This is a genomic window from Flavobacterium sp. CF108, from assembly GCF_900129795.1.
GTDB lineage: Bacteria > Bacteroidota > Bacteroidia > Flavobacteriales > Flavobacteriaceae > Flavobacterium.
In genome coordinates this window covers 1-11427 of record NZ_FQWW01000008.1, presented here as the reverse complement: position 1 = coordinate 11427, position 11427 = coordinate 1, and the positions used below count along the sequence as shown (strand labels likewise).

General features: G+C 38.1%; 5 protein-coding genes and 1 pseudogene. 5 read left to right on the top strand and 1 reads right to left on the bottom strand.

Features of this window, described 5'->3' with window-relative positions; all coding sequences use genetic code 11:
- Both BUE10_RS19765 and BUE10_RS19760 read left to right on the top strand, forming a co-directional pair.
- Window positions 1-1099 (top strand): annotated as a pseudogene (locus BUE10_RS19765) (collagen-like protein); the annotation flags it as partial.
- Window positions 1100-1442: 343 nt separating this feature from the next.
- On the top strand, window positions 1443-4850 hold the full coding sequence (locus tag BUE10_RS19760; RefSeq protein ID WP_143187750.1) for a beta strand repeat-containing protein: 3408 nt from the start codon (window positions 1443-1445) through the stop codon (window positions 4848-4850).
- Window positions 4851-5442: 592 nt separating this feature from the next.
- Here BUE10_RS19760 and BUE10_RS19755 read toward each other — a convergent pair.
- A complete protein-coding gene (locus BUE10_RS19755; RefSeq protein WP_073488046.1) occupies window positions 5443-5814 on the bottom strand; it encodes a hypothetical protein in 372 nt (123 codons plus the stop codon).
- A gap of 84 nt (window positions 5815-5898) precedes the next feature.
- Between BUE10_RS19755 and BUE10_RS24055 the strand changes: the two genes are divergently transcribed.
- The 3 genes from BUE10_RS24055 (at window position 5899) to BUE10_RS19740 (ending at window position 11386) form a co-directional block, all read left to right on the top strand.
- Window positions 5899-6123: a hypothetical protein gene (locus BUE10_RS24055; RefSeq protein WP_073488043.1), complete on the top strand. Its 225-nt coding sequence runs from the start codon at window positions 5899-5901 to the stop codon at window positions 6121-6123.
- Window positions 6124-6702: 579 nt separating this feature from the next.
- Window positions 6703-9924, top strand: coding sequence for a hypothetical protein (locus BUE10_RS19745; protein WP_143055982.1), 3222 nt, complete (start codon window positions 6703-6705; stop codon window positions 9922-9924).
- Between the two features lie 157 nt (window positions 9925-10081).
- Window positions 10082-11386: a peroxiredoxin family protein gene (locus BUE10_RS19740; protein ID WP_073488037.1), complete on the top strand. Its 1305-nt coding sequence runs from the start codon at window positions 10082-10084 to the stop codon at window positions 11384-11386.
- Window positions 11387-11427 lie beyond the last annotated feature (41 nt).

Here is an 11427-nt window from a genome sequence, read left to right as displayed (position 1 = left end):
GCAGTTAGACGGATTAAAAGGGGCAACTGGAGCAACAGGAGCGTCATTTACATTTGACAAGTTCACACAAGAACAGTTAGACGGATTAAAAGGAGCAACGGGAGCAACAGGAGCAGCCTTCACATTTGACAAGTTCACACAAGAGCAGTTAGACGGATTAAAAGGAGCAACGGGAGCAACAGGAGCAGCCTTCACATTTGACAAGTTCACACAAGAGCAGTTAGACGGATTAAAAGGAGCTACAGGAGCAAAAGGAGACCAAGGTATTCAAGGTTTAGCCGGAGCAGTAGGAGCTACAGGAGCAAAAGGAGACCAAGGTATTCAAGGTTTAGCCGGAGCAGTAGGAGCTACTGGAGCAAAAGGAGACCAAGGTATTCAAGGTTTAGCCGGGGCAGTAGGAGCTACAGGAGCAAAAGGAGACCAAGGTATCCAAGGTTTAGTTGGAGCTACTGGAGCAAAAGGAGACCAAGGTATTCAAGGTATTCAAGGTTTAGCCGGAGCAGTAGGAGCTACAGGAGCAAAAGGAGACCAAGGTATTCAAGGTTTAGTTGGAGCAACTGGTGCACAAGGACCAGCAGGAGTAGTTAATCCAAAGAATCTTACTGCACCACAAACTGATATAGTGAAAGTTAATAATGGTACAAATGCAGTACTAGTAGCATCTAGTGTTGAGATAGTTCCTGCAACTAAAGAAGGTCAGGTGTTAACTACAGTTTTAGATACTGATGGTACAACTAAAGTAGTACAATGGAAAGATCCTAAAGCTAACAATGTAATGAATATTAAAGTTATTAATAGTAATTATACTGTGGCAGCTGATGATTATACTGTAATTGCTTCTGGATTATCTGGTGATATTACAATCACTTTACCAGGTGCTGCAAGCAATAAAGGTAGAATTTTAGTGATCAACCAAAATGATGTAACTGATGCGGCAGGTAATGATGTAACAGTTAAGTTTGATGTTCCTGTTAAATATTCAGATAAAGTGAGTAAAAACGAAATTTTATCACCATTCTATTCTGGATTGACTGGAGGTACACTAAAAATTAGTTTGCAATCAGATGGTACAAACTGGTATGTAATTTCATCTCTATAAATTTAAAATTCCATGCAAAGGGTCGCAAGGCCCTTTGTGTGGATAATATAAACAACTATAAAAAATAAGTTTTTCAAAAAGCATATTGTAGTACTATTTATAGAATAAGTGAACGCATGCTGCTTTTTTAATAATTTGAATATCATCTGTGTAATTATGCATTTATAAGATATTCATTAAGGAGTTTTAACCAACTCTATTTTTTTGGCGTACTGGTTTCAATTTTTGAATAAACATGACCAAATAGATAGTAAAAACAATAATTAAGGGAGTTTTATTTTTTAATTTCTGATTAATACTGGTTAAAACGTTTCAATTTTTAAAACAATTAAAAAATTAGATAATGAAGAAAAATCTATTATGTATATGGCTTGTACCTCTTGCTATATTATTTTCAGTAAACATGCATGCTCAAATGACCATTGGGGGCAAAAAAGAACCTGAAGCATTCTCAGTGCTTGAGCTATTAAATAAAGGAGGGCTTCGTCTGCCTCAAATGACTACTGCAGAGCGTGATGCATTTGCAGTACAAGGTAATGACAAAGGTTCTGGTCTTACTATTTACAATAAAACTACAGGTTGTGTAGAGTATTGGAACAAAACACGCTGGGTAAGTTTATGTGATGATACATCAGTTAATGCACTTATTGCGGCCGAAAACGGATTAACCGCTGCTAGTGGAAAAGTGCAATTAGGCGGTGCCCTTTTAAAACCTACCACATTAACGACTACTGCGGCTAATACCTTAACGATACAAGGATTACAAACAGGTGCCAGTACAGATAACGTTTTGGTTGCCGATGCTAATGGAGTATTAAAATGGGTAACGAGAGCTCAATTTGGCGGTGATAATTTAGGAAACCACACCGCAACTCAGGATTTAGTAATGAGTTCTAAAAACATTACAGGTGCAGCAAACGTAACGGCAAGCGGTACAGTAACAGGAGCAAATATTACGGCTACAACAAAAACAACAACGCCTGCAGCACAAATTACTACAGGTGCAGGTCTTGGTAAAGTAGCGGTTTCTGATGCTTCAGGTAATGTAACATGGACAGATCCTGCAACTATTGCGGCAAAAGGTGATGACTTAGGAAACCATACTGCAACGACTACGCTTAATATGAATAAAAATATCATTAGCAATATAAGCAAAGCGTATTTTATTGATCAGGTTCCAGCAAATACGAACGCTTACGGTATTTATAAAGACAGTGGAGTACTAGGAATCTATAATAATGCAAAATCAGGAAATGATTTAATGATAAATGAAACTACCAGAAGAACATGGGTAAATAACCTGACAATTGGGTTAGGTACTGACGGAGCAGCACCAGCTGCTGGTTCAATTGCAGTAGCGGCAGATGCAAGTGGTAATGTGGTATGGAAACCTGCTTCATCTTTAGCAGTTACTGGTGATAATTTAGGAAACCACACCGCAACTCAGGATTTAGTAATGAGTTCTAAAAACATTACAGGTGCAGCAAACGTAACAGCAAGCGGTACAGTAACTGGAGCAAATATTACGGCTACAACAAAAACAACAACGCCTGCAGCGCAGATTACTACAGGTGCTGGTCTTGGTAAAGTAGCCGTTTCTGATGCTTCAGGTAACCTGACATGGACAGATCCTGCAACTATTGCAGCAAAAGGCGATAACTTAGGAAACCATACTGCAACGACTACGCTTAACATGGCAAATAATGATATTTCAAATATTCATGGTGCAGTATTTAAAGATAGAGATGCAAGTAACGAAAATATATTTACTCTTTATAAATCAAATGGAGGGCTTGGTGTTTGGAATGGCTTAAAAAATGGTACTGATTTTATAATTGATGAGGCAACCAGAAAAACAGGAGTAAACAATTTATCTATTTATAGAGGAACAGATGGAGGTATTCCTGCAGCTGGTTTAGTAGCAGTATCGGCAGATGGAAGTGGTAATGTTATTTGGAAATCTGCTTCAGCGTTAGGAGCTGGCGATAACTTAGGAAACCACACTGCGACTCAGGATTTAGTAATGAGTTCTAAAAACATTACTGGAGCTGCAAACGTAACAGCAAGCGGTACAGTTACAGGAGCAAATATTACTGCTACTACAAAAACAACAACACCTGCAGCTCAGATTACAACTGGAGCTGGAGCTGGTAAAGTAGCTGTTTCTGATGCTTCAGGTAACCTAACATGGACAGATCCTGCAACTATTGCAGCAAAAGGGGATGACTTAGGAAATCATACTGCGACTCAGGATCTTGATATGACTAATAAAAGCATTAAAAATATTTATAATGGATATATAAAAAATGAACTTCAAGTTTTAGACAGAACAACTACAAATACAAATTATTTTGGTTTGTACAAAAGCAATGGTATATTTAGTATCTATAATTCAAAACAAGGGGGAAATGCAGTTTCTATTGATGAAGCAACAAGTAATGTTGGTATTGGTACAGGAGGTAGTACCCCAATATCAAAATTGCATATAGTAGGAGATATGACGTTAAATAAAGATTTTAAAGTAGGAGGTACTGCATCAACAGCAGGAAACTCAGGAACTGATGGTCAGGTATTGATTTCTAAAGGTAGTGGTGCTGCACCTAATTGGGTAAATGCTTCTACGATAGGCGATAACTTAGGAAACCATACTGCAACGACTACGCTTAACATGAATAAAAATATCATTAACAATATTAACGTTGCTTATTTTGCTGATCAGATTGCGGCAAATACCAATGCTTATGGCATCTTTAAAAATAATGGAGCGTTAGGAATCTATAACAACTCAAAATCAGGAAATGATTTAACGATAAGTGAAGCTACCAGAAGAACATGGGTAAATAACCTGGCCATTGGGTTAGGTACAGACGGAGCAGGACCAGCTGCAGGTTCAGTTGCCGTAGCGGCAGATGTAAGTGGTAATGTGGTTTGGAAATCTCCTGCTTCTTTAGGGGTTCCAGGCGATAACTTAGGAAATCATACTGCTACACAGGCACTTACGATGGGGTATAATGTGGTTAATTTTAATAAATCTGATGGTGGTAAGCTGCAGTTCTTAAATAGTGCAGATGGTGCACGTATTGAGCATGCTGCGACTTATGTCCTAAAAAACGTAACTGGTTTTAAAGGAGAGTCTCCAGGTCAGTTTTCATGGTCAAATTATAGCGGTGCAGGAACTACAGAAGCAGAGGTAATGCGTCTTGGAGCAACTGGTAATTTAGGTATTGGTACCAATACGCCAGTAGCTAAACTTCATGTAAAAGCAACAGTCGATCCTATTAAATTAGAAGGGTTGATTACTAGTACAACTAGTACAGATGTAAGTTTAGTAGTAGGTGCAGATGGTGTGGTAAGAAAAGCTATGTCACCACCACCATCAAGAGCATCATACGCTACTAATGTTATTGCGGCGGGAGCATCTGAAACAATTAATTTAACTATTTCGCCAGATGTTTCGCTTTTTGTGGTTCAGGCACAGAATGGTTGTTATGCGGCTTTTTCTACTTTTACCTCTACAGGTAGTGTTCTGGTATTTACAGGGGGTGCTGCTGCAGGAAAACCGTATAGCTCCTCTGGTGTGGATTTGGCAGGCACTAATTTAAGTCTTACTGTTGCTGGAGTAGGCGGATGTGCTGATGGTACTGGAGGAGATTCATTTAATTTTGAGATTAAAAAGAGTGGTTCAGCTATAACTATTACAAATAAAGGAACTTCACCTAGAGCGTATGTTTTAAGACAAAGTGAGTTTTAATTTTTAAGATTATTTATAAAATACTGTTTCGCCTTTCATTTTCTGCTTATAGCAGGAATGAAGGGCGTTTCGGTGTTTAATAAAATTTTAATTAAAGGCGAAATAAAAGGTGGTTCTTATTGAACTGCCTTTTTTTGTATGTAATTTTTTCAGTTTCTTTGATGTTTTTTTTCTATAATCTTGTCATCCTGAGGAACGAAGGGCCACACAATAAACTCTACAAAGTATTTCCGCAAAGAGATTCGCCAATCTTTTTCGATCAGCAAGTATGATCCTTCGTTCCTCAGGATACATAACAAAAGCTATTATTGAAGAGACGCCCAGTTTGTCATCCTGAGCGAAGTCGAAGGAAACGCAAAGTAACTCCACAATACAAGTCAGCCCCGACATGTTTTAGAAACCTGTCGGGGCTCTTTGCGTTAAAAATATGTGTTTGCTCAATCTTTGTCGAGCTGCTTGCGGAGATCTGCTTCGCCTGTTCGCTATCGCTCGAGTCTCCTTCGTCGAGATGACAAGATTGCGAAGAGACACAATCTTGTCTTCCTGAGCGAAGTCAAAGGACACGAAAAACTCCACAAATAAATGCAGTAAATTATTTCTTTTCGTTATCTAAAACCTGCTTTTCTAAGAGAGAAATTACTTTTTGCAGGCTTTCAATCGTTTCTTTTCTTGATTCGGCTAGTATTTTATAGCTTTTTTCGTCCTCATCGTTAGTGAAAATTGGTTGAAAATTTTCATCATTTCTTTCCTTTATCATGGGGCCTTCATTTTTTAGCAGCCATTCACAGCTGTAATTGGGATAATTTTCTACAATCTTTAAAACCCATTTAGCCTGTATATCACTGTCATTGTTCATGGCACGGGATAAAACGCCCTTACTAGCTCCAATTATTTTTTCTAATCTGGATATAGTAACTCCTTCATTTATAGCTAAATGTCTTATGTTTTCTAAAATAGTATTCATAAAGTAAGAAATTATCCCGAAAAAGTTTTGTTTGTTGAAAATTATCACCTACATTTGTCTCTAAAATTTGGTACAAATTAAACGATGGGTAAAAGTAAAACAAAAATCTATAAATCCTATGATTCTAATATACTGGAAGCACTGTTTATTAAATATGGTGTGTCTAAATATTATATACGCCAGAGTATCAGTGGCTCTGTGCAGGGAATCACACCAGAAAGTATAAAAAAAGATTATCTTATAATGGAAAAAGCAAATAAAGATACAGTCATGATCCTTATTCAAAAAACCATGAATAACGAAAGCTGATAAAACATCAAAATGCCTGTTAAAAAGAACTGCACAAAATAATAGCTAAAATCCTTAACGTTTTAAAAGATTACACAAAATTGGTTCAGTTTGCCATTACCAGAGCGATAGTGAACAGGCAATGCAATTGCACGATTTTTACGAATTAATTTCTGAAAATTAGAATGTAAAAATATGCCGTTCCCGACAGCTGTTGGGATAAAGGATTATTCTTGGCTTACATTTTTTTTAACATTATAAAACCTATGTTTCGATGTGTTACTATTTTTTACGCAGATTTGCTTCGCCTGTTCGCTATCGCTCGGGCAGCAGATCAAGCAGATTTTTAATTTTTAACTTTTAATTTTTTTAACCCTTTATCCCAACAGCTGTTGGGAGCGGCAAAAAAAACACAAAAAAACTTCATCATAAAAAAAACATATTGATAAGAATCAATAGTGCTTCTTTTTACAAAACAATACACAAATACCACAATATAGACGAGTATCATTACTGGTATTCATAACGCATGCGTTTTAACCTGCTGCTTTTAAGCAGTGGTAATGGACATGCTATTTTAAAAAATAAATAAATTAAAAAATGAAGAAAAATCTATTTTGTATGTGGCTTCTCCTTCTGGCCATATTATTTTCGGTAAACATGCAGGCCCAAATGACCATTGGGGGCAAAAAAGAACCCGAGGCTTTCTCAGTACTCGAACTGCTTAACAAAGGCGGACTTCGACTGCCTCAAATGACAACTGCAGAACGTGATGCATTTGCAGTAAAAACTACTGACAAAGGAAACGGACTTACTATTTATAACAAAACTACCGGCTGTGTAGAGTATTGGAACGCCGCACGCTGGGTAAGTTTATGTGATGGAACATCCCAGACAACGATCAGTCCGAAACCTTGTGTAGATGTAGCTCCAGACGGTACAGGCTGCGGTCAAAAATTTGATGTCACAGATCCGGACTGTCCTAACGGACCATTTAACATTGCTATTATGGCCGGTTCAGAATATGCAGCATTAACTGATGTTGATAATGTTAACGGAAGTTTTAAAATAAACTTTTATCAAAATGAAACGGTAAACATTCATACCGTTTTGGTACGTGTTACCAGTACTTGTACCAGTTTATACAAAGAGTTTTTATTCTCTCAAAAAGGGGTAGACTGCAGCTCTATGCCGTATACAGTACCTGCAATATCACCTTCTAATACATCACTGGCTTTATGCGCAGGCGGTGCTGTATATTTATCAGTTCCGGCTAATACGGCTAATCTTGATAAATTAATCTGGACCCGTAATGGTGCTCCAATTCAGGGCAGTAACGGTGCATCTTATATTATTGCAACTCAAAAAGGAGAATACAATATCTCGATGGGAGCTGTTGGCTGTAATACCAGTGCATCAAATAAACGTACTATTACAGAATCTGGTTCTGTAACACCGGTTACTCTTACAGCAACTGCTGGAAATAACGGTGTTCTTTGTGGTGGAAACGAGATTACACTTTCAGCATCCGGAACTACAGGAAGCGTGGTTTGGTTTCATAACGGTAAGGAAGAGAAATCTGGGACATCAGTAAAAATAAGCGGAGACAGCAGTGTGGGGGAATGGTTTGCAGCTGTAAAAGACGGAAGCTGTTATTCTAAGCCTTCAAACAGTATTCAGGTAACTAAAAGCGAAGCATCAGGACAGGTACCGCTTTCTGCCGGTGATGTATTAGTAAACGGCGTACCTTTAAATACTTTTACAGCATTCTGTGCCGGCGGTAGTTTAGATTTAAGTATTGCCAATAAACAAAACGGCATTACTTATACGTGGTATAATGGCAATGATGTAATATCAGTTAATCCTTATATAGTGCCAGGTTCTCAAAGTACAATGTCACTTCGCATGGTTGCTGCAGATAACAGTGGTGCTAAATGTGCGGCAGAGCAAAGTGTATTAGAGGCAAATGTAACCCAGAACAGTACTCCCGTAATAAAAGCGATTAATGGCAGCACAACGCTTTGCGGCGGTGAAACAAGATTAACAATCGAACCTCAAGCAGCTGGAACTTATACTTATACATGGTATAAAGACGGTGAAAAAATGACTGATACTACTGACTATATTGTAGTTACAACACCAGGTTCAGAATACAGTGCCACGATAAAAAATGCTGCAGGCTGTATAAGTGCTCCGGCAGTTAAAAAAATATTGAACACAATTTCAGATTTGCCTGTGCTTTCATGGAAAGCTAATCCTGCAGAAGCTATTTACGGGACAAAAGTTACCTTGCAGACCGGTATTCAATACGGTCCTGCGACCGATTATACCTGGACAGTAGATAATCCTAATGCTAAAATTACTCCTTCGGGAGATACCGCATTAATAGAGCTTCCGGCAAGCGGAGATACAGGTACACCGTTAAAAGTTACAGTACAGGCACAAAATATTTGTGGTAAATCTACTGTTTTAGAACATACGATTACCATGAACAATAACTGCCCTGTGCCTACTCTTACATCACAGTCTGGTCTGGTTCAAAATGCAACAGCAGGATCAAAGGCAGCTGTTGCTGTAGCGGTAACAGCTGGAGGGGCAAATCCAGCATATCAATGGTTTCTTAATACAACAAAGAGCAGCACAGGCGGAACGCAGATTGGAGCTCCGGCAGGAACTTTAGCTTCATTGATATATGATATCCCAAATGCGGGCGATTATTATTTTTATTGTAAAGTTACAAACAGCTGTACCGGTGCTGTTGCAGTAACTTCAGAGGTGTTTACGGTTAAAGCGTCGGAAAATCCTGAAATTATACCCAATGGTGCGGGTACTCTAAGCGGAAAAACCTGCTTTGATATTGCTGAGAGTAATTTTAATACTGAATGCGGTACAAAAGACTCTCGTACAGCAGCTAGGTCTAATTTTAATGATGCCGCTGTAAATACACAGACTTACACTTTTACAGTTATAGGAAATGCCGTAAGTAAAGTTCGTTTTGTATATGTAGAATCTACAAGTGGTATTGTTAAATCATTTACTTCAAATGTTGATAAATCGCAGGAGTTAAATGTTTCTGGAGAAGTTAAAGCTACGATGACCTATAATAGTTTATTAAGCAGTACCAGTGAAGGTGCTAATAATGGTATGGCATTCGGAAGAAATAGGGCAGCTGCGCTTTCTGTAGACTTATACGTAATTTACAACAATAAGGGTGATGGAAGCGGTTCAGACGTAAAAATAAAATTAACAGCACAAATCAAAGACTGTGCATGCTGTGGTGCATATACAGCTCCAGGAACATGGAGAGAATTTATGTGTTATAACTTAGGGGTTACCAATACAAGCAAAAACCCTTTTGAAGCTGATGTTGAAATCGTAGGAAATTTATATAGATTTGGGACTACGAGTATGACAGCTGCCGTTAATTACACGGCCTGGGTTCCTACAATTGTAGGTACAAAGATTATAAAAGCTGCTGGAGACCCATGCCCTCCAGGTTATCGTGTGCCTATATATGATGAATTAGATGGGTTAGCTAAATATAACACACCAAAAACGCTTGTAGGAGCTGCAACAAATAACCCAAGGGGAGCACAAGGAGTAATGTTTGGTCCTAATTTAATGCTGCCAAAAGGAGGACAATATTACAACTCTATGGATCTTTCGAATAATACTTATGTATCCTCTACAATTACTAATTCTACGACTAATCCTCAATATTTGGGGGTACTATTTTTAACAGCCGTAGGAGCTACAGGATATGCTCTGCCCAATGGTAGTGTTCTTTTTTCAGGAAGTGTACGCTGTATCTCGGAGAATTAAAATGTTTGAGTGTTAATATATAATTGCTCAACAATAAAGTAAACAATAAAATTGCCAAAAAGACTGTGGCGCTTTTCATTTCCTGCTTAGGCAAGAATGAAAGGCGTTTCGGTATTTTATAAAATTTCAATGAATTGGTAAAACAGATAAATAAAACATGAAAAATATACTTTTAAGAAGCCTTGCCGTTTTTGGGGTAATGACTTCTGTACAAGCACAAACCATAAATGTTAATTTTTCTCACTATGGAGGAAAACAATATGTGTATGTGTTAGAGAGAGGCAGTAAAAAAGATACAATTGCCACGGGTAAACTTGATCCGGCTGGTAAAGCCGTATTGGTTATTCCGCAGGCAAAAAAAGGGTATGCGGGTATTTCGCATTTTGTCCTTACAGATGGCGGCGGTATGGATTTTATTGTAAACAAGGAAAATTTCTCAATTTCCTGCCTTGAAGAACAGCCCAATTTTGAAAACACCAAATACACAGGCTCACCGGAGAATGATTTTTTAAATCAAAAAATACAGCAGCAAAAAGCAATTCTGGACAAAGCCGGTTTTGTAAACTATGGTCTTAATTTATATAAAAAGGAAGAACCCCTGCACACTGCTTTTCAAAAAGAAAACGAAAACCTGCAGGGTCAGTTTACGGCGCTTCAAAACGAAACGGCAAAAAGCACCTTATATGCCGCACGCTTTATAGAAATATACCGTTTTTTAATGGGTATAGGCAGCAGCTTCAACCAGCCTGAAGAAGAAAAAGCAAAAGAACTAAACCTTTTTGTAAAAGAAAAACTCGATATGCAGGTGCTTTACAACAGCGGTTTCTGGAACCAGACCATAGAAGGCTGGGTTAATTTACAGCAAATGGTAATTAAAGACGATGCTGTTTTACTGGCAGACACCAAACAAATCCTGTCGCGCATCAAAAGCAATGAAATCTATACCGCCTTTACAGAAAAAATCGTGGCCGAGCTTACCAAAGAAGGAAAAGATGAAATGGTAACAGCTATAAGCCAGTATACTGCAAAATCTGGCAGGCTGGAAAAGCTAGCCAAACAATTAACAAACGCAATTAATGCCCCTGTAATTGGCAGTTTGGCGCCCGCTTTGCAGACTGCAGCAGGCAAAAAAACAATCAATAAAAAAACATTGTTATTCTTTTACGAATCGGGCTGTAATAACTGCGAAAACGAAATTCACCAGTTATTAGGCAATTACGAAATCGTAAAAAACAAAGGTTACGAAATCATAAGCGTCGCCGCAGATATGACCAAAAATGCCGGAGATCATAGTCACGAATTCCCTTGGAAAGAACAGTTATGTGACTATAAAGGTTTCGCAGGCCCAAACTTCCAAACCTACGCCATAATAGGAACCCCGACTTTTTTCACCATAGACGAAAAAGGTAAAATCACAGGAAAATATGCGAGACTTATCGACACTAAAATAATTAACAATTAATAATTCACAATTATTTTGTCACCCTGAGCGAAGTCGAAGGG

Coding starts and splice junctions, on each gene's coding strand:
- BUE10_RS19755 (WP_073488046.1), bottom strand. CDS start 5,814: ATGAATACTATTTTAGAAAACATAAGACATTTAGCTATAAATGAAGGA.
- BUE10_RS24055 (WP_073488043.1), top strand. CDS start 5,899: ATGGGTAAAAGTAAAACAAAAATCTATAAATCCTATGATTCTAATATA.
- BUE10_RS19740 (WP_073488037.1), top strand. CDS start 10,082: ATGAAAAATATACTTTTAAGAAGCCTTGCCGTTTTTGGGGTAATGACT.
- BUE10_RS19760 (WP_143187750.1), top strand. CDS start 1,443: ATGAAGAAAAATCTATTATGTATATGGCTTGTACCTCTTGCTATATTA.
- BUE10_RS19745 (WP_143055982.1), top strand. CDS start 6,703: ATGAAGAAAAATCTATTTTGTATGTGGCTTCTCCTTCTGGCCATATTA.